Annotated in this window: 16 protein-coding genes and 1 tRNA gene; 12 read left to right on the forward strand and 5 right to left on the reverse strand. The window is 58.5% G+C overall.

Features of this window, described 5'->3' with window-relative positions; translation table 11 throughout:
* Positions 1–89 precede the first annotated feature (89 nt).
* Entirely contained in the window at positions 90–2,762 is a 2,673-nt protein-coding gene (locus KB449_RS30480) for an NPCBM/NEW2 domain-containing protein (protein WP_282911957.1), read from the reverse strand.
* Positions 2,763–3,025: 263 nt separating this feature from the next.
* Here KB449_RS30480 and KB449_RS30485 point away from each other — a divergent pair, with 263 nt between their 5' ends.
* The 3 genes from KB449_RS30485 to KB449_RS30495 are packed head-to-tail and all read left to right on the forward strand — an operon-like array spanning position 3,026 to position 4,534.
* A complete protein-coding gene (locus KB449_RS30485; RefSeq protein ID WP_282911958.1) occupies positions 3,026–3,709 on the forward strand; it encodes a hypothetical protein in 684 nt (227 codons plus the stop codon).
* 20 nt (positions 3,710–3,729) lie between these two features.
* The gene (gene lepB, locus KB449_RS30490; RefSeq protein ID WP_282911959.1) at positions 3,730–4,191 is read left to right on the forward strand and encodes a signal peptidase I; all 462 of its coding nucleotides are present in this window, start codon (positions 3,730–3,732) and stop codon (positions 4,189–4,191) included.
* 16 nt (positions 4,192–4,207) lie between these two features.
* Positions 4,208–4,534 (forward strand): low molecular weight protein tyrosine phosphatase family protein, encoded by a 327-nt coding sequence (locus KB449_RS30495; protein ID WP_282911960.1) that lies wholly within the window; start codon positions 4,208–4,210, stop codon positions 4,532–4,534.
* 15 nt (positions 4,535–4,549) lie between these two features.
* Here KB449_RS30495 and KB449_RS30500 read toward each other — a convergent pair whose 3' ends face one another.
* Positions 4,550–5,032 carry a DinB family protein gene (locus tag KB449_RS30500; protein ID WP_282911961.1) on the reverse strand — a complete coding sequence of 161 codons (483 nt, stop codon included), beginning with the start codon at positions 5,030–5,032 and terminating at the stop codon, positions 4,550–4,552.
* An 82-nt stretch (positions 5,033–5,114) separates the two neighbouring features.
* Between KB449_RS30500 and KB449_RS30505 the strand changes: the two genes are divergently transcribed.
* The 3 genes from KB449_RS30505 (at position 5,115) to KB449_RS30515 (ending at position 8,169) form a co-directional block, all read left to right on the forward strand.
* Positions 5,115–5,948, forward strand: a complete 834-nt coding sequence (locus tag KB449_RS30505) for an inositol monophosphatase family protein (protein WP_282911962.1) — start codon at positions 5,115–5,117, stop codon at positions 5,946–5,948.
* A 128-nt stretch (positions 5,949–6,076) separates the two neighbouring features.
* The gene (locus KB449_RS30510) at positions 6,077–6,823 is read left to right on the forward strand and encodes a cupin domain-containing protein (protein WP_282911963.1); all 747 of its coding nucleotides are present in this window, start codon (positions 6,077–6,079) and stop codon (positions 6,821–6,823) included.
* Between the two features lie 614 nt (positions 6,824–7,437).
* Positions 7,438–8,169: a L,D-transpeptidase family protein gene (locus KB449_RS30515; protein ID WP_282911964.1), complete on the forward strand. Its 732-nt coding sequence runs from the start codon at positions 7,438–7,440 to the stop codon at positions 8,167–8,169.
* A gap of 34 nt (positions 8,170–8,203) precedes the next feature.
* Here the strand turns inward: KB449_RS30515 and KB449_RS30520 are convergent, their stop codons facing one another.
* Both KB449_RS30520 and KB449_RS30525 read right to left on the reverse strand, forming a co-directional pair.
* Positions 8,204–9,310 (reverse strand): DUF1648 domain-containing protein, encoded by a 1,107-nt coding sequence (locus KB449_RS30520; protein WP_282911965.1) that lies wholly within the window; start codon positions 9,308–9,310, stop codon positions 8,204–8,206.
* The gene (locus KB449_RS30525) at positions 9,307–9,705 is read right to left on the reverse strand and encodes a GntR family transcriptional regulator (protein ID WP_282911966.1); all 399 of its coding nucleotides are present in this window, start codon (positions 9,703–9,705) and stop codon (positions 9,307–9,309) included. The genes KB449_RS30520 and KB449_RS30525 overlap by 4 nt, the downstream gene beginning before the upstream one ends.
* 162 nt (positions 9,706–9,867) lie before the next feature.
* On the opposite strand from KB449_RS30525, the gene KB449_RS30530 reads away from it, so the two are divergent.
* From KB449_RS30530 to KB449_RS30555, 6 genes are all read left to right on the forward strand, one after another.
* Positions 9,868–9,944, forward strand: a tRNA-Pro gene (locus tag KB449_RS30530).
* 147 nt (positions 9,945–10,091) lie between these two features.
* A complete protein-coding gene (locus KB449_RS30535; protein ID WP_282911967.1) occupies positions 10,092–10,775 on the forward strand; it encodes a response regulator transcription factor in 684 nt (227 codons plus the stop codon).
* Positions 10,768–12,132 carry a sensor histidine kinase gene (locus KB449_RS30540; RefSeq protein ID WP_282911968.1) on the forward strand — a complete coding sequence of 455 codons (1,365 nt, stop codon included), beginning with the start codon at positions 10,768–10,770 and terminating at the stop codon, positions 12,130–12,132. The genes KB449_RS30535 and KB449_RS30540 overlap by 8 nt, the downstream gene beginning before the upstream one ends.
* Positions 12,133–12,202: 70 nt before the next feature.
* Positions 12,203–15,310 (forward strand): efflux RND transporter permease subunit, encoded by a 3,108-nt coding sequence (locus KB449_RS30545; protein ID WP_282911969.1) that lies wholly within the window; start codon positions 12,203–12,205, stop codon positions 15,308–15,310.
* Between the two features lie 200 nt (positions 15,311–15,510).
* Positions 15,511–17,295: an HSP90 family protein gene (locus KB449_RS30550; RefSeq protein WP_282911970.1), complete on the forward strand. Its 1,785-nt coding sequence runs from the start codon at positions 15,511–15,513 to the stop codon at positions 17,293–17,295.
* A complete protein-coding gene (locus tag KB449_RS30555; RefSeq protein ID WP_282911971.1) occupies positions 17,292–18,350 on the forward strand; it encodes a hypothetical protein in 1,059 nt (352 codons plus the stop codon). Before KB449_RS30550 ends, KB449_RS30555 begins: the two co-directional genes overlap by 4 nt.
* Positions 18,351–18,400: 50 nt before the next feature.
* Here KB449_RS30555 and KB449_RS30560 read toward each other — a convergent pair whose 3' ends face one another.
* Positions 18,401–19,219 carry an Rpn family recombination-promoting nuclease/putative transposase gene (locus KB449_RS30560; protein WP_282912944.1) on the reverse strand — a complete coding sequence of 273 codons (819 nt, stop codon included), beginning with the start codon at positions 19,217–19,219 and terminating at the stop codon, positions 18,401–18,403.
* Positions 19,220–19,530 lie beyond the last annotated feature (311 nt).

Raw genomic sequence — 19,530 nt, forward strand, 5'->3', positions numbered from 1 at the left:
GGCTCCTCCGGTAAATCCCGATATGCAGTTACTATCTATCATAAACGACGAAGCGACGGTTGTAAACCCGAACGGCCTATTCCGCCGGTCTAAGCCTCCGGATAAACGATCCGCGCGTCACCCCAATCCGCGTGATCCCAGTCGCCGCCGGCGACGCCGTTCGTGACGACGAGCTTCAGCTCGTTTGCGCCGCCGATGTCGAGGTCGATCAGCTGCGTCTCGGAGGTCGCCGTCATGACGCCGCTGTCGAACGCCTTCACGCCGTCCAGCCATACCTCGAAGCTGACGTCGCCGTTGCCGTAGGTCTCGTCGTCGACGCCGACCGCCGCCTGGAACCGTGCGTAGGCACCGCCTAGCGTATAGACGATCTCGGAGGCGGCGTGCGTGCCTAGTCCCTTGGCGTAGACGACTTCGTTCAGCGTGATCGGCTTGCCGTCGGAAGACTTGTCGCGCTGGATGTTGCCCCAGCCGGCCGTGCCGGAATCCCAGGCGTAGTCGCTGAGATACACGGTCGAAGACGCAGGCGGCGCCAGCGCGGCGACGGCCGGGTCGCTGGCGGCCGAGCGGTTGCCAGCGGCATCCCTCGCCTTGACGGTGAACGTCTGCGACGTGCCCGGGAGAAGGCCTTCCGCGGTGTACGAGGTGGCTGCCGCGCCCGTCGTCGTGCCGACCAACGCGCTGCCGCGGTAGATTTCGTAGCCCGTGACCGCCTTGTTATCCGTGGAGACCGTCCAGGAAAGGCTCGCGCTCGTGCCGGTGACTGCGGTCACCGCGAGACCCGTCGGCGCCGTCGGCGCTTCGGCGTCCGGCAGTTCCGTCGTCACGGCGAGCGGCGCGCTTGCGTCGGAGACGTTGCCCGCGGCATCGCGCGCGCGGACCGTGAAGCTGTACGCCGTGGCAGGCGAGAGTCCTCTCGCGGTGAAGGCGATCTCGCCGGGCGCCGTAGAGCCGGCCAGTGTGCCGTCGCGATAGACGTCGTAGGCGACGACGCCGACATTGTCGGAGGCCGCGCTCCAGGTCAGACGGACGGCTTCATCGGTCTTGGACGCGACGGCCAGGTTGGTCGGCGCGTTCGGCTTCTTGGTGTCCGGCGCGCCGGGCCGGACGAGGATGACCTTCTCCTTCAGGCTCGCGCGCCCCTCGTTGTCCCAGACGACAAGCGTCACCCGGTACGCGCCGGGCAGATCGTAGACGAAGGTCGGACGGATAGCGGCGCTCGGCAGTCCCGTGCCGAAATCCCACAGGTATGTCGCGATCGACCCGTTGTCCGTCGACTTGCTGACGAACGTCGCCGGCTCGCCTACGCGCACCAACAGCGGGCTGTCGAAGTCGGCGGTCGGCTTGGCGTCGGCAAACCCGCGCGAAGCCGGCTGCGCGTTGCTCTTGTTGCCGTACACAACGTTGTTCGCCCACTCCAGGTGCTGCGCCGCAGCCGGATACGGGTCGATGGCCACATCCTTGTTGCCGTAGATGATATTTTTCGTAAAGCTGAGCCGGTCGACGCCAGGCGCGTCCGTGATCTCGATCCCCTTGCGGCCGTTGCTTGCGATCAGATTGCTGTCGAACGTCAGATTTTGCGCATTGCCGTGGATGCGGACGCCGTTGCCCTCGTAGCCGGGGTAAGCGGCCTTCGGATTGCCGAGCTGCGTGTCGATGAAGCTGTTGCGGTAAAAGTATTGATACTGCTCGGTCTCGCCAGACCCCGCGCCCTGCAGCTGCATGCCCCACATGACCATGTTTTTGACGACGTTGTAGCCCCACAGCTGATGCCCTGTTCCCGGCGACTGCTGGATGCCGACCTGCTGACCCCCGTCCACCACGTTGTCCGTCGTGACCGCGTTGTCCGCCATGATCTCGAGGCCGATCGAACCGACGCGGCCGTCGGTCGGGTGCACGACGTTGCGCCGAACGGCGATTGTCTTGGAGCGGACGGCGCTGATCCAGAAGTCGACCTGATTATCCTCAATGATCGAATTGTCCACGCTCGTGTGCAGCTCGATGGACAGGCCGTGCTCCTTGAGCCCCGATCCCGTGATCTTGTTGCCGCGGACGACCGCGCCCGGGCTGCCGTCGTTCACGAAGATGCCGCCGCGTCCGGTATTGGAGATGACATTGCGCTCGATCAGGGCGTCCGACGAGCCCCAGCCTGCGCGGACGCCGGCGCCCCAGATGGAGCCGATGCCGATGTTCGCTATCTTGTTGTCCGCGATGCGGACCTTCGGCGAGCCCACCGCATACAGCGCATGCGGCCCGAAGCCGTCGGTCGCCGCGAAGTCTTTGACGACCAGACCGCTCAGCTCGTTGCCGCTGCCCCCCTCGGACACCGCCGCCGACATCGCGACCGTGCTGTTATTGCCGTCGAGCGTCATATTTTTCACGGAAGCGCCCGTCACGTTGTTCAGATAAAACATATAAGTATCCGCGCTGTCCACGTACTTCACGACCGTCCCGCCCTGGGACTGGCCGCGAATCGTCACGCCGGACTTGCCCCTCACCGTGCCGCCGAGATAATAAGTCCCGTTCGGGATCAGCACCGTATCCCCGGCCGAAGCCGCGTCGACCGCCGCCTGAATGCCCGCACGGTCGTCGAGCGTGTCAGAGCCGCTGGCCCCGTAGTCCGCAACCGATAGCGTAGCCGGACCTGCCGCGCCGGCGGACAGCGGGACCGCCGTCCATGCCAGTACCAACGACAAGCCGAGTCCGATGGCCGTTCTTGTGGATGCCTTTCTTGAGGCATTTTTGGTGGAAGGATGAAGCTTCATTGCTTAATTCCTCTCCTTCGCGCGATATGTACGGACTCCCGGGAGCCGTCGTCTCTATCATGCGGGAAGAATGTCCGCGCCGTTACTGCACAATGTTCGAAACGCTTGCCCGGGCGACTGTTCCTTTTGGGAATTGTTGTGATTTAATTGAATCCGGCCCGTTCCCGCGCGCAAGGATATGCGTTATGCTAGTTTTACATTTGTATAAAACAGGTAAATTTGTGCTGAAATACTCAAACGATACCGAGAGAGGAAGCGAGACCATGAAGAAAAAAATCATCGTTCCGATCGTCGCAGCTGTCTTTCTGCTGGGCAATGCAGCCGGCATCTTGGCCGCTTCGCAGTACCAGACCGTTAAGGCCTACCTTTTCCCCGCGTTAAAGGTGGAATTGAACGGTCAGACGGCAGAGCCGGTCAAGGCGCTAAATTACGACGGCACCCTGTACTTGCCCGCCAAGTCGCTATTGTCTTACTTCGGACTGAACGAAGCCTTCGAGTACGACAAGAGCAACAACACGCTGAAGATGGGCGGCCCCCGCTATCTGAACCTCCACCAGCGTTATGCGCCTCATATGTATCAAATAGTTATCAACGGAAACTGGCATCCGTCCGTCGTCACGGAAACGCGGCAGATGTACAGCAATTCCTACATGGGGATCGACTTCTCGCTTGAGACATCGAAGGATACCACGCTGGAGGCGTATGCCAAGGAGGCGCTGAAGGATCAGTTCAACTATCTGAAGACGGACAATGCGCGCGCCATTCAGCTCGACGGAGCCGATGCGCTGCTCTACGACTATACCATGAGCGATTCCGTCGGCCGGCTGGTCATCGTTCGGAACGGCGACGAATTCGTCACCCTGGCGTTTTTCGTGGATAAGACGAGATACACCGCGGCAGATATGAAGGAGTTTGATAAGATCCTGGACACCTTTAATATTCAGTAGGCTGCTGAGGGGGCTTGGAAATGAAAAAGTGGCTGTATCTCCTGATACTGGTGCTCGCGGTGGCTGTTGGCGGGTGTACCTCGCCCCTTTCCCTGAAGTCCTACGTGGCGGACGGCAACTCCATGTCCCCCACCCTGAACGATGGGGACAAGATGCTCGTCAGCACGGACTTATCCGAGGAAATCAAGGTCAACGATCTGCTGATTATCAAGGTCAACGGAAAGGAGTATTGCAAGCGCGTAATCGGCGTGGCGGGCGACAGGATCGAAGCCAAAGAAGCGGGCGTATACGTCAACGATCGGTTGCTGTACAAAACCGATTTTATGCCTGACAGTGTCGTCAAGCCGGAGATCACGCTCGGCGAGAACGAATTGTACATGCTAGGCGATAATATCGACAACAGCCTGGATAGTCGAATGTATGGACCGATCCGAAGAGATCAGGTCATCGGGCGCGTAACGAAGGTCGTGCCGAAGAAATGAGGGTTGGTCGCAAGTTATGAAACTACTGTTCGTGTGCAGCCGCAACAAGTGGAGAAGCCTTACGGCCGAGCATATTCTCAATGCGCTCGAGGGTTATCAGGTTCGATCCGCAGGGACGGAGGATGCCGCGCGGATAAAAGTGGACGAGGGCCATATCGGTTGGGCGGACCTGATCTTCGCGATGGAAAAGAAGCATGTGCGGCGGCTGCAAGAAAAGTTTCCGCACATGCTGCAGGGGAAGCGGATCGTCTGCCTCGGTATTCCCGACGAATACGGATATATGGACGAGGAATTGATCGAGACGCTTCGGTCGGGTGTATCGGAATATATCGAGATGCCGTGAAAAGGGCAGATTCGTTTAGACCGACGGCTTGATCAATCCCTTGCGGATCAGATTGGCCGATACCGGTGCGCGTCCGATCTCCCTGGCCCATACGGACAACTGCCCGATATGGTGAATCTCGTGCGCGATGACGTGGCGCATCACTTCGCCCCAAGCATGGACCTCCGAGGTGCCGTCCGGACGCACGTCGTACAGCGGCCGCGTCTCCATTGACGAATCCCATGCCGTTACGAACGCCTCGACGTCGTGCCGCAGCCTGCGGTCCAGCGTCCGGACTTGATCGAGCGAGCCGTACATTTCGAACGAATCCTGGAAATCCGGCCCGCCCAGCATGAATTGAATCCAGCTGTACTCCACGTCCGCGATGTGGAACAGGGTCTTCAGTATGCTGCCGACGCCGCCCGTACGTGCCTTCAACAGCTCCTCGCTGGGCACGCCTTCGCACCATTGGTACCATTGCTCGCGTACGATCCAGTTGTATCGGAAAAAGGTTTGCATCGTTGACCTCCTGCAGGATTGATTGGTCTCGGTCATTTAGCTAAATTTAATTCTACTATATCCATTCTAACCGGGGTGTCTTATGGATCCAAGCGTCATTAATCAAGCAAAAACACTGGCAGAGCAACTCATCCGGCAGGCGGGAGCCATAGCGCTGGAGCGATTCGACGATATCGCGGAACTGACGGACAAGGACGAACACGGGGACGTCGTCACAGAAGTCGATCATATGGCGGAAGCAGTCATCCTTGCGGGGATTCAAGCGGTATTCCCGGACCATGCCATCCATAGCGAGGAAGCGGGGAGTCTCGGCGGAGAGAGCGATTGGCTGTGGCTCGTCGACCCGCTGGACGGCACGAACAACTTCGCGATCGGCCTGCCCGTCTTCACGACGTCGATCACGCTCATGTACAAGCGCGAGCCCGTACTGGGCGTCATCTACGAGCCGATCACCGACAGGCTGTTCGTCTCGGCCGCCGGCGAAGGCGCCTTCGTCAACGAGAAGCCGATGCACCTCAAGCCGGCCGCGCGTCTCGCCAAAGCCAACATCGGATGGATACAGGGCCACGCCGTTCGCAACGACCCGCGCGCGGTCCGGCTGCGCCATCTTCTAGACGTCAGTTTCAAGCGAATGATGCGGCTGTGGGCGCCGACGCTGCAGTGGTGCATGCTCGCCAAAGGCGACATCGACGGCATCGTGCTTTACAACTCCGAAGGCGACGATCTGTATTCGGGCATATTGATGGTAAAAGAGGCCGGAGGCGTCGTCGTAGACTTCGAGGGAAGGCCGATTACGGGCATGCAAAAGGAACCGTACCTAATTGCCTGCCATCCAGACAATCAGGAAGAACTGCTGCGGACGGTTCGGGCGGGATTGACCAGCGAGGACGGAATCGCGCAACGCACGGACGACTGAACTGGACAAGCTCGAATTTTATCGATCGCTGGACGAGTTTTTCGGAATAAAATGTCGGACTGCCGTGTTCGTCTGCCTCATATACTTCTGCGATGCGATTTGAATCGCCTATGCAGGAGGTATGATAGATGTCTTACGCCGAATCGACAGTGCTCCAGACGTCGGCGCCTCAGACGGCCGTGCTTCAATCGCCGTCCCTGAACCTGTCTGCCGACTCGACCCAGAAGGTCAATTACGCCAAGAACGATCAAAACGTCATCACGCAGCTGTTCGCCGATCAACTGCCTGCCGTCAGAACCGGATTTTTCAATATTTATATGAGCCAGGGCGTCGTGGTCTCGCCGCACTGGCACACCAACGCCACTGAACTCGTCTTCCTGATCAGCGGCGAGATCCAGACCTCCGTCTTTAATCCGTTCACCCAGCAGCTCATGACTTATCGGCTCAAGCCCGGCCAAGTCTCGCAGTTCCCGCTCGGCTGGTTCCACTGGCTGGTGGCGTTGACCGACCATACGCACCTGCTGACGATTTTCGACGTCCCGACGCCTGATATCGTGTACGCGGGAGATTTCTTGCGGACGCTGCCGCCGGAAGTCGCGGCCCGCGCATACTGCGTAAATCCCACAGCCTATGCGCAAGCGGTAGCCCCGATCCAGAAGCCGGTCATCCTTGGCCCGCCACCCGGCTGCTCCCCCGCAACCGGCGCAGTGCAGGGCGCGTCCGCGCAGGCCGGCTATCCGCATGCGGCGGTGCAAGGCGCGGCCTCGCCAGGCCCGATGTATCCGGGCACGATGCCGGGCGTCATGCCCCAGAGCGTCATGCCGCAGCAGGGAGCTGCGGCGGTTCCCTATCCCCCCGGGTCAGGCTGGAGGTAGGCGCTAGGCGAATATTAGTAAAACAGGACAACAGAACGAGGCCTGCGGCGGTTGCCGCAGGCTTTTTTAATCTATAGTGTGAACCGCCGGTACGGATTTTGGAAGCGGGCGAGGTAAAACACCGGGTCGAAGGTGATGGAGGCCGAGAAAGTACTGTCGCAGGAAAGTACATGCGCGAGACTGCACGCGGAACCGGGAAAGTACTGTCGTTGGAAAGCACATGCACGAGACCGCACGCGGAACCGGGAAAGTACTGTCGTTGGAAAGCACATGCACGAGACCGCACGCGGAAACGCGAAAGTACTGTCATTGGAAAGCACATGCACGAGACCGCACGCGGAAACGCGAAAGTACTGTCATTGGAAAGCACATGCACGAGACCGCACGTGAAACCGCTAAAGTACTGTCGCGGGAAAGCACATGCGCGAGATCACCCGGGGGAACCACAAAAGTACTGTCGCAGAGAAGCACATCGACGAGATCTCTCGTGGGAGCCGCGCATATGCCGGTACGCTCATGTCTTGTTAACATCCCTCCAGCGGCATACTACCAAGACGCCTCGCGATTCGCTAACCGCGTCCCGAGGTACGCTTATAGAAAAGGGGGAATGCTTCATGAATAGGCGTAGCCCGCACAGCCGACATACATACCCGCATATCTACGCTATGATCGCCGCATCGTTCATTCTTGCGCTGATACCGGCGCTGTCCCTGGTTCCCGCCCATGCTGCCGCCGCCAGTTTTATGGCCTCCTGGCCCTACAAGGCCGGCGTGCTCGGCGCAGAGCAGGTCGTCGTCGTCGAAGCCAAGTCCCTTCGGGCGCACACCGGCGTTCTCTCGCTGCGCGAGAAGCGGCCGGACGGCGGATGGACCGTCGTCCTGTCGGGCATTCCCGTCGCGCTCGGCAAAAACGGCATCGCGAAGACGAAGGAAGGCGACGGCCGCACGCCCTCCGGCGTATATCCGCTGGGCGAAGCGTTCGGCACGGCGAGCAAGCCGAAGGGGCTCAAGCTCGCTTACAAGCAGACGACCAAGCAGGACTACTGGGTCGACGACCCGACGTCGGCCGACTACAACCGATGGGTCGCCTATGGCGGCAATCCAGACCGCAAGTGGCACTCCTACGAGCGTCTCTATCAGCCGCTCTACAAATATGCAGTCGTCGTACGCTACAACGACGAGCCGATCGTGCCCGGCCGCGGCAGCGCCATCTTCCTTCATCTGTGGCGAGGAGCGGACAAGCCGACTGCCGGCTGCATCGCCATGTCCGAGCCGAATCTGCTGAAGCTGATGGGCGCCCTCGATCCCGCAAAATCGCCGGCCATCGCCATCGGCCTTGCCGGCTAGCTGGAGCCGGGCTTTCGTCCGGTGAAGCTCGTCGTCAGGCGAAGATCGCCGCCAGCACGACGATCGCGATCGGCACAAGCAGCATCCCCGCAAAAATAAGGATGCCGAGCGGGTGGGCGAAGTTGATCGTCCAGCCGACGCCGTATCTTTTTTCCACCATAAGGGCCGGGTCCGCCTTGTTGTAATAGAAAACTCCGCCGCGCCACGCTTCGTCCTCCTGAACGTGCGGGTCACCCGTCGACTCGTCGAGGCCGTGTCTCGTCACGTACCAGACGAAGCCGAAGACCGCCAGGATGAGCAGCGCGGGCAGTCCCAGCATCGCCGGGCTCAGGCGGTTGGCCGGCCAGCCGTATAGCGTCACGGATTGGCCCAGGCCGAGCATCACGATAACGAACAGCGAGAGCGCGTAAATGAACACCGAGTTCGCCTTTCTGAATTTCAATTGTTTCTCTCTCGACGCTTCCGGGCGCGCGGGATCAAGCTGCTGCCGCGCTTGGCGAATGGTCATATTGACCAACACGAATACGCCGATCAAGCCGAGCTGGACGATATTCAGCATAAACACGGCGCCAAAGCCCTTGGGAGAATACTCGTCTGCCTCTCCGGTAATTCCGAAGTGCGTCGGCACCGGGTCCGGGATGACATCCCAATGCAGAATGGCCGAAACGACGCATGCGACGACGATCGCCAGCTGGACCAGAAACCAGCCGTTGCCCACAAGCCGTTGACGCTGGCGGAACAGCAGGTCGATGACGATCTTGGACGGCTTTTCCGCGCTCCAGTTCCGGGCTTGCTTCAAACGCAGCGCTTGCCGGCGTCCCGAGCGCCAGACCGGGATCAGCCCGCCGATTTGGATGATCAGCGCCGTCCCGATCGCTGTCTCGGGGCTCCCGCCCGTTCCGCCGCCGCTCCAAAGACCGGCGACGGCGCCAACGACAGTACCGAGCACCCAAACTGCGATCATCGCTCCATAGTGCCGGCCGCGGATGCGCCCGACCTCCGCGCTGCCGCGATCCGCCTCGGGTACGTACAGGCCGAACAGCAAATGCTTCGGCGACAGAAACACAGCCCCGATCATCGTCAACGAGATCAAGACGTCTAGGACGCCCATAACCAGCCATTCCGTTTGCGTCGCGTTCACTTCGCATCCTCTCCCTTCGTCGTCAACTGCCTGTAGACGGCAGCGCTCTGCTCGGCGAACTCCGTCTCCGACATCCCGCGTACCGCCGCTTCCGCGGCGAGCGACCGAATGCCTCTCGCCAGCTTGGCGCGGAATGCCGCATCCGTACCCGGCATCCCGCCAGGCTGTACGACGACCCCCTGCTTGCGGTGCACCTGGAGAAATCCGTCCTGCTTAAGGACCTGATAAGCCTTGTTCACGGTGTGCAAATTAATGCCCAAGTCTGCCGCCAGGCTTCGTACGGACGGCAGCGGATCCCCTGGCTTCAACTGCTCCGAGGCGATGCCTTCGATCAGTTGATCGACGAGCTGCGTGTAAATGGGTACTTCCGATTGCAGATCGATCTCCATCCACATGCCGCATCCTCCTCCGCTTATCTGTTATATTCATTATATAACAGATAATTAAACAATAACAGATTATATGCCATACTTAAACCTAAAATAAGCCTAAAACTGTTCTTTGCTTTTGAGCCGGGCTGTGCTATACTTTTTCTTGCCGCTAATTTTCGGCATCTTCGAGACGTGGCTCAGCTTGGTAGAGCGCTTGCTTCGGGAGCAAGAGGTCGCAGGTTCAAATCCTGTCGTCTCGACCATCCAATACAACGACAGAAGCCCTGGATTCCAGGGCTTTTTTTTATTTTCAGTCCAACTTGTAATCCCCCGTACATATACGGTACAAATGGAAACGATACGATAAAAAGAACGAACGCGGTCAGCCGCAGACGGAAAGGAGCGCCCTTATGACAACCGTGATGGTCGTGGACGACGAAGCGCATATCCGGGAGCTGGTCCGGCTGTACCTAGAGGACGAGGGCATGGAGGTCGTGGAGCAATCGAACGGCGCGGCGGCTTGGGCATACATGCTGAAGCAATCGGTCGACCTCGTCGTGCTCGATGTCATGATGCCGCAGATGGACGGCTGGGAGCTGTGCCGGTTGATCAGAGAGAATGGCGATACGCCGATCCTGATGGTGACGGCCAAAGGCGAGCCTGCCGAGCGGATCAAGGGCTTTCGATTAGGAACCGACGATTATCTGGTCAAGCCCTTCGATCCCATGGAGATGGTGATGCGGGTAAAAGCCTTGCTCAAGCGCTATCGAATATCGACTTCGCAAACCATTCGCCTTGGAAGCGTCCTGCTCGATAAAAAAAGTTATCTGGTAGCTTTCGAAAATGTCGGACAGACCGCGACGCTGCCCATGAAGGAGTTCGAGCTCCTGTATATGCTGGCCAGCTACCCGGGACAGCTATTCACCCGGGATATGCTGATTCAAAAAATATGGGGGATGGATTACGACGGGGACGAACGGACGGTGGACACGCATATCAAGCGGCTGCGGGAACGATTCGCCGACTACGCCGCCGACTTCAAGATCGTGACGCTGCGCGGACTCGGTTACCGGCTCGAGGCTTATCATGATTAAGTCGCTATACGTCCGCATCGTACTTACCTTTCTGGCCGCGGTGGTCGTGAGCCTTTTCCTCTCGCTGTTGTTAATCGTGCGTCTATTTGAGACGCGGATCATCGGCTATGTCCAAAACGAGATGATCGCAAACGGCAAGGACATCATTCAGTCCTACATCGGATCCTATCCTGAGCATTCCGAGCTGCTTGCGAAGGGAATCGCCGTGACCGCCACTGTCAATTTTTACGGATCGAACGGTCAAATGCTGCACAAGGACGTAATGCCGGCGGACAAGCGAATCGCGGTCGACACGGAGAAAATCGACTTCGTGCTGAACGGGGGCGTGTATCGCGGCAAGGCGCCCGACGATGCCTTTGTCGTAGGGCTTCCGTTTCAGATCGGCGGCGAACGGTTTGCCTTATTTACTGAACCGGAAATCGGTCCGTTCATGCGCTTGATCGGCAACTTCTTCCGAATCGAATTGCTGTTCGTCCTGATCATCGGCAGCGTCTTCATCCTCATCGCGGCGGTATTTATCGTCAGACCACTCAAGCGATTGACCGATGCGACCCGGCGGATGAGCAAAGGCGACTTTGGCATCGTCATCCGTTCGAAGCGCAAGGACGAGATCGGACAATTGACGCGCAGCTTCAATCTGATGGCCCAAGAGCTTGGCGCGCTGGAGAAAACCCGACAGCAATTCGTGTCCAACGTTTCGCACGAGATTCAATCCCCCCTCACTTCGATCAAAGGGTTCACGAAGGCGCTCAAGCACAAGAAGATGGACGAGGAAAAACGGCTGCAGCTGCTGTCCATCATCGAAGAGGAGACCGAGCGCCTCTCTCGTCTTGGCGAGGATCTGCTCCAGCTCTCTTCCCTGGAATACGAGCATCTGGAGCTCAACCTCCGCGCTTACCGGCTGGACGAGCAATTGCGAAAGGCCGTCATCGCCCTGGAGCCCCAATGGACGCAGAAAAGCCTTCGAATCGAGCTGGAGCTGGCCTCGCTGGACATCGTAGCCGACGAAGATCGCATTTATCAGCTTTGGATCAACCTGCTCGGCAATGCGATCAAATTCACGGACGCGTGCGGGGAGATTCGTCTGGTCGCGGGACAGCAAGGCGAGACGGCGGTCGTATCGGTTCAGGACACCGGCGCCGGCATCCCCGAGGGTCAGCTGGACGCGATCTTTCAGCCGTTCTACAAGGTGGATCTGTCGCGCACGAGCGCGGTCCCGGGCAACGGCATCGGTCTGTCGATCGTTAAGCGAATCGTCGGCCTGCATCAGGGGGACATCCAAGTGACGAGCGCGCCGGGAGAAGGAACGACGTTCCGAATTACGCTCCCGCTGGCTCCGCCTTCCGGCAAAATGTAACCGATGCTTCACATAGGCGACAAATTCAGCCGGTATACTCCTCTCAGATAAGGAGAGGAGAGAAATAGAGATGAATTTTCTGAGCCGAATAAGTCTTAAAAACGGGGCTGCCGTCATCATTCTGTGCATACTCGTGCTGGGATACGGCTTCTATTCCACGACACAAATCAAGCAGCAGACGTTCCCGGACCTCGAGCTGCCCGCCGTTTCCATCCAGGCGATCAATCCCGGCGCTTCGTCCGAAGAGATCGAGTCGGAGATCACCAAGCCGATCGAGGATACGTTAAAAGGCTTTAAGGGTTACGATTCCCTCACGAGCTCCACGGGAGAGAACGCGGCAAGTCTCTTCATCCAATTCCCGTTCGGAACGGATATGGAAAAGATGGCCGCAGACGTCGAGACGGCGCTGGCCAAGCTGTCGCTGCCGAGCAGCGCCAATGTCACGGTCCAGCGGCTGTCCGCCGGCGCCGTACCGGTCTATCAGGCTGCCGTCTTCTCCGACGGAGAAGGCGCGGAGTCCGACGCGCTGGCGGCCAAGCTGGCGACCGAAGTCGTGCCGAAGCTCCAGAAGCTGGACGGCGTCAGCTCGGTCACCCTGACCGGGACCAAGACGGAGAAGCTCAATATCGTCGTCGACAAAGACAAGGCGGGCCAACACGGCATTACGCTCGGCGCCATACAGAGCGCGCTTCAGTCGCTCCAGTACGCGCTGCCGCTCGGCAACGTGAGCGAAGACGAGCAGACGATCCCGGTCCGGCTCGTGGGCGGCGTCGATTCGCTCGCGCAGATCCGCGCGCTGGAGCTTGGCGGCGGCGCGGCTGGACAAGCAGCGGCAGGACAAGCGGCGCCAGGCGGCGCCGGTGCTGGTGCTAGTCCATCCGGCAAGGTCAAGCTGGCGGACATCGCGACGATCTCTACGGTCGCTTCCCAGGATTCGATCACCAGGTACAACGGCAAACCGAGCTTCGTGATCGGCGTCGTGAAGAGCCAGGACGCCAACACGGCAGATGTCGCGAACGAAGTTAAAGACGTTTTGAAGACCTATCAAGACAAAGGCGAACTGGACATTCACGTGATCGAGGACCAGGGCCAGGCGATCGAGGAGTCGGTATCGTCGCTCGTTCGCGAAGGCGCGTTCGGCGCGTTGTTCTGCGTCATCATCATCTTCCTGTTCCTGCGCAACATCCGTGCGACGCTGATCTCCATCGTTTCCCTCCCGATATCGATTTTCGCCACGATCACGATTCTGAACCAGATGGATTATACCCTCAACATCATGACGCTGGGAGGCATCGCGGTCTCCATCGGACGCATCGTGGACGACAGCATCGTCGTGATCGAGAATATATTCAGATGGCGGCAGGAAAAAGGCAGCGCGCTGAAAGGAAAGGAGCTTGCCTACAAAGCGACCAAGGAAGTGATCGGCGCGGTCGGATCCTCGACCATCGCGACCGTCGTCGTCTTCGCGCCGCTGGCGTTCGTGAGCGGGATCATCGGCGAGTTCTTCCGGCCGTTCTCCATCGCGGTCGTCGTCTCGATCCTGTCTTCCTTGCTCGTGGCCGTCATGTTGATTCCCGTGCTCGGCGCCAAGTTTTTCAAGAACGTCAAGCCGCACAAGGAAGACAAAGGCGCGCTGGCACGTTGGTACGAAAAGCTGATTCAAGGCGCGCTGAAGCGTAAAGCGCTCGTCTTGACCGCGTCCGTGCTGCTGCTCGCCGCATCGCTCGGCACGATCCCGGTCCTCGGCGTCGCCTTCCTGCCCGCCGATTCGCTGCCTACGGCATCGATCGAAGTGTCGCTGCCGGCGAAGAGCCAGCTGGAGCAGACCAACAAAGCGGCGGAGAAGGTCGAATCTTACGTTCAAGGCCTGAAGGATGTAGAGAACTACCAGGTCAGCATCGGCGGCGCCTCCGGCAATCCGTTCGGCGGCGGCCTCTCGCAAAACAATAAAGCGACGGTAACCGTTCAATTTGCGAAAAAAGCAAACGTAGAAAAGATTGTGGAGCAAGCGAATGCCGAGCTGCCTGCATTGGTGGCAGCAGAGGTTGAAGGCGCGGCAACCAAGATTCAGGAAGGCCAACAGCAAGGCTTGCCCGACGGCAGCGGCATCGATGTCACGCTTTACTCCGACAATGTCGACCATCTGTCGCGAGCGGCCAAGCAAGTGGAGCAGTTGATGCTCGCGAACGCCGACTTGAAGGATACCGGCAACAATATGAACGACGTCTCGCCAAAGTGGGTGCTGACGTTAAACCAAAAAGGCCTCGATGCAGGCGTCAGCGCAATGGCCGTGATGCAGGCCGTGAACGAGCAGTTGAAGCCGATTGACGCCGGCACTTATCAGCTCGACGGTCAGAGCCGGGACGTTGTCCTCTCGTACGACCGGCAGATCGGCTCCCGCGAGCAGCTCGAACAAATCGCGGTTCCGACTATGTCGGGCGCGATGAAGCTCCAGGATGTTGCCAATGTCGACGTGCAAAATGCGCTGGCGACGATCAATCACGACGACGGCAAGACGTACGCGACGATCAGCGCGAGCATCAAGGACGGCGGCGACCCCGCATCCATCACCAAAAAAGTGGAGGATGACGTCCGCAGCCTGGCCCTGCCTTCCGATGTAGAGCTCAGCTTCGGCGGCGGGCTCGCCATGATCAGCGAAGGCTTCACCAGCATCGGCATTGCCATGATCGCGGCGGTAGGGCTCGTCTTCCTCGTCATGAGCATGACGTTCGGCGGCATTGTCACGCCCCTGATCATCCTGTCGTCGCTGATCTTCATTCCGGTCGGCTCGCTCGGCGCCTTGCTGGTGACCGGCCAGGCCCTGTCCATGAGCGCGATGATCGGGATGCTCATGCTCGTCGGCATCGTCGTGACAAACGCCGTCGTGCTCCTCGACCGCGTCGAGAAAAACCGCAAGTCGGGCATGGCCGTCACCGAGTCGATCGTCGAAGCGTGCAAGACCCGCCTCAGACCGATTCTGATGACTGCGTTCGCGACGATGCTGGCGCTCTTGCCCCTCGCCTTGTCCGGCTCCTCGACCAGTCTCATATCCGGCGGCCTGGCCGTGACCGTCATCGGCGGATTGTTCACGTCCACCCTGCTCACGCTCATCGTCGTTCCGGTCATTTACGAGCTGGCTTGGAAGAAACGGAAGGTTCGCGAGGTAGAAAATTTCTGAAATAACGGCTGGCATAAAGCCTGCAATAACGATGCGTAAAGCCCGGACTGTCGAGAAATCTCATCTCGGCAGTCTTTCTTTATGCCGATATACTTGTTAAAGCACTCCCCTTTCTCGTTGCCATACATCCGCCCTTTTCACGCAACCCGTTTTCTGGGAAAATCGGTAATAGCTTATTTACGATTATAGCGAGGTATACGATGAAAAATATGAACTTCCAAGTCAATCTTCAAGGCGTCATCGATCTGCTGTCCAACCACCTGTACTCGGATCCCGGCGTATTCGTACGCGAGCTGCTCCAGAACGGCGTGGACGCGGTCACGGCGCGCAAGCGCCTGGGACATGTTTTCGAGGAATCCGTGAAAGTCGAGCTGTTCCCGGCTTCGTCCACGCTGTCCTTCTCCGACAACGGCTGCGGCCTTACGGAAGCGGAGATCGAGCAATTCCTGGCGCGCATCGGCAGCTCGACCAAGCGGGAGGATCCGGATGCCGCGGACGACTTCATCGGCCAATTCGGCGTCGGCTTGCTAGCCTGCTTCGTCGTGAGCGCGGAGATCGTGCTCATCACGCGGTCCGCGCTTGATGGGGATCCGCTGGAGTGGCGGGGCAAGCCGGACGGCACCTACACGATCAAGAAACTGAAGCGGCAGGTACCCGTGGGAACCACGGTGTATCTCCAGGCGAAACCGGATTACGAGGAGTTTTTCGAGTACTACCGGGTAAGCGAGCTGCTGGAGAAGTACGGCGCGTATCTGCCGACGCCGGTCCTGCTGCGGGAAGACAAGTACGAACGCAGGATCAACGACGCGGTTCAGCCCTGGAAGCTGAGCAAGCCGGAAGCGATCGAATATATCGAACAGTCGACCTTTACCAAGCCCCTGGATATCATCCCGCTGCATTCGGCCATCGGCGGCGTCACCGGCATCGCGCATGTGCTTCCTTATGCGGTCAGCCTGCAGGACGAGAAGAAGCATCGGGTTTATTTAAAAAACATGCTGCTGTCGGACAAAATGAGCAATATCCTGCCGGCATGGGCGTTTTTCGTGAACGGCATCATCAACACGGAGAATCTGCGCCCCACGGCTTCCCGCGAAGCTTTTCAGGAGAACGACCTGTTCTTCGCCGTCCGGGACGAGCTTGGCGCGTGCATCAAGCAATACCTGATCGAGCTGAGCGAGCGCGATCCCGAGCTGTTCCAACGCATCGTCCTCATTCACCGCGCTTCGATCAAGACGATGGCCGTCGAGGACGAGGAGCTGTACGCGCTTTTTATCCGGCACCTGACCTTCGAGACCTCTTACGGCGACATGAAGATGGCGCAAATTCTGGAGGAGCGGACGACCCTCGCAGTCACCGCCTCTGTGGACGAGTTCCGCCAAGTGTCCCGCGTAGCCAAAGCGCAGGAGCTGATGGTCGTAAACGGCGGTTACGTGCACGACATGGATCTGATCAGGCGACTGCCGGCGGTGGCGGAAGACGCCACCGTCAGCATCCTCGACAGTCTCACCTTCGCCGAACGGTTCGAGCAGTTGGATGCGGAGGACAAACGCGCCGCGCAGCCTATGCTGGAGCATAGCGACCGACTCCTCGAACGCTTCAACTGCCGTTCTCTCGTCCGATGGTTCGAGCCTGCCGACATCCCTGTGCTCTACAATACGAACCAGGAGGCCAACTTCTTCAGGCTTGTCGAAGAGAGCGAGAAGGAAGCGAATCCGCTCTTCGGCGAAGTCGTGCGGGTGGTCAAGAATGACATGTACGAACAGCCTTATGCCAGGCTCTGCTTCAACTACAACAATCCGATGGTTCGCAAAGCGGCACAGACGCGCGATCCGGCGCTCCGGAAGGCGAGCATCGAGCTTTTCTACACGCAGGCCCTGCTGCTGGGCAACCATCCGATGAGTGCGGACGAGCTGAGGATGATGAACGATTCCCTGCTGCAATTCATGAACAAGGGCCTCGACGGGGAGACGGAGGCGAGCCGATGAAACACCGATACGACGAGCTGAGGCGGGCGACCTGGAGTCTGCCGGACGGCAAGCAGAAGCTCGCGGTCATGGAAGAAATGATCCTCATCGCGGACCGGTACATGACCGAAGAAGATGCGTACGACATCCGGATGGACTACCTGTCCGCGGCGATCGAGGCCGGCTGTCCGGAGAAGATGCTCGTCGTCTTTTCCTGGTGCGTCTCCAAGTTCGAGAAAAATCCCGGCGTCTACGGCCATCATATGCTGATCTGGTGTTACAAATGGGTGCTGAACGAGCTCTGGCAGATGCCCGAGTTCAGTCTGGCGCAGATCGAGCGGATCTATGCGGACTTCAAGGAGAAGTGCCTGCAATTCGGTTTCAGCCTGCGTCCCTATTACCAGCAAAAGATCAACCTACTGCTGTCGCAAGGCCTTCAGGCGGAAGCCGCGGCTTATTATAAGAAATGGCGCGCCGCGCCGCGGGATTCGCTGGCGGACTGCAAGGCTTGCGAGCAGAACCTGTTCGGCAAGTATCACTTCCAGGTCGGCTACCCTAAAAAAGGGCTGCAGGCGCTGAAACCGATTCTCGACGGCCGGATGCGGTGCAGGTCCATTCCGCAAAATACGTACGCGCAGATCATTCTGCCGCTCCTGAAGGTCAAAGAATACGAGCAGGCGATTGCTGCCGCAAAGAAGTCCATTCACCTGTTGGACGGGCCGATGTATCTCGAGGAGTTCGGCTTGTTCCTGGCCTTCTACACGGTGACGGACCTGACCAAGGCGGAGAAGCTGTACAATCGTACGGTTCATTTCGCTCTCGAGAGCAAGAACGGCTGGATTCGGCTTCACTATTGGATGGCGGTTCGGCAGTTTCTGCGCGAGTGGCATCGGAAACGGCGCAGAAAAAAGCTGGCCGCGGCCGACGTCGTGACGCTCGATTGGCTGGACGGCGAGATCGCCTCGCTAACCGCAGCCTTTAATCGCAGAAACGGCAACGATTATGTGGGCCATATCGTCGCGGAGAACGACAAGATGGCGGGTAAGCTGCTTCGCGAATATGCGGCGGCGCAATAAAGATGGTACAGGAAAAGCGGCCTTCGCGGGCCGCTTTTTTGTGAGCCAGGTCATTGGTTTCTCTGTAACGCAAGAATCTCTTGCTCCGACAACCCGGTTGCTTGGACAATGAGCGAGATATCTACATTTAACCGCAGCATGTTCTTAGCGACTTCCTTGATGCCCGCCTGCTTCGCTCCTTCAAGCATCGACGCTTCATCATGCAGATACTTCTGGCGAGCTTCGTACAGACGGCGGGCCTCCGAGTCTTGACTCAAGTATTGCAGCGTGTCCATCGCTTTTTCCAAGCCTGGTTCATTCATCTTCAGCACCTCCCAGTAGGTCGTATCCACGCCTTTCAGAAAAAGCAGCCAGTTTTCCAAGCCGCCTTGCGTAGGGATCACGTCTTCCAGCTTCGTCAATTCGAGAAAATGCACTTCGATGTCGTCGCTTAGCGTGATCAATGTCCGGTCTTCGCGAAGATGGAACACATTATGATACTCGCCGTTCGGCAAAAAGGCATAGTTCAAAATATTGATGGTGACGCACTTCTTCAGCGCTTGATATCTCTCGCCTTCCTGAAGCTGGCCGGCATAACGCTTGCTCCAATAGAACAACGTCCGCTTTTCAATATCGTATTTGTTAAAGAGCTGCATTTCAATGTCAATCAGCTTGCCCTCCGCCGTCTTGGCGTAAACGTCGAAGATGGATTGCTTGTCGAGCGGGTCGTCCTTGTCGGTGTATGGATTCATCAGGATAATCTCGGTCAATGGCGGCTCCCCGGCCTTGTTGAATATCTGGTTGAGAAACGCCAACAGCACATCCTTGTTATTCTCGCTGCCGAAAATACGCTTGAATACAAAATCCACCCTTGGATCAAGCAATTCCATCCCGACCACTCCAACTCGGTTTGATAGTCCCATTATAGCAAAATTTCGGCTTATTCTTCGCTGAAAGGGGAGGATATCCGAAAGTTGAGTGGTGCGAAACGCCTGCCGATGCTCATTCTCCAGCCGTGCCGACAGGTTGGCTAGCGTAGTACGAGTATCGCTATGCGTGGTTTTTTCGTCATAATGCCTGCGGATATGCATCTATTTCCGCCAGTGTCGGCCCTATTAAACAGGATTGATGCAAAAATGCATTTATTTTCCTCCGACTACTCCGATTCCGACTCGTGCTTTGGATTTACATGCATATTTGC

The sequence above is a fragment of the Cohnella hashimotonis genome (assembly GCF_030014955.1).
Lineage (GTDB): Bacteria > Bacillota > Bacilli > Paenibacillales > Paenibacillaceae > Cohnella > Cohnella hashimotonis.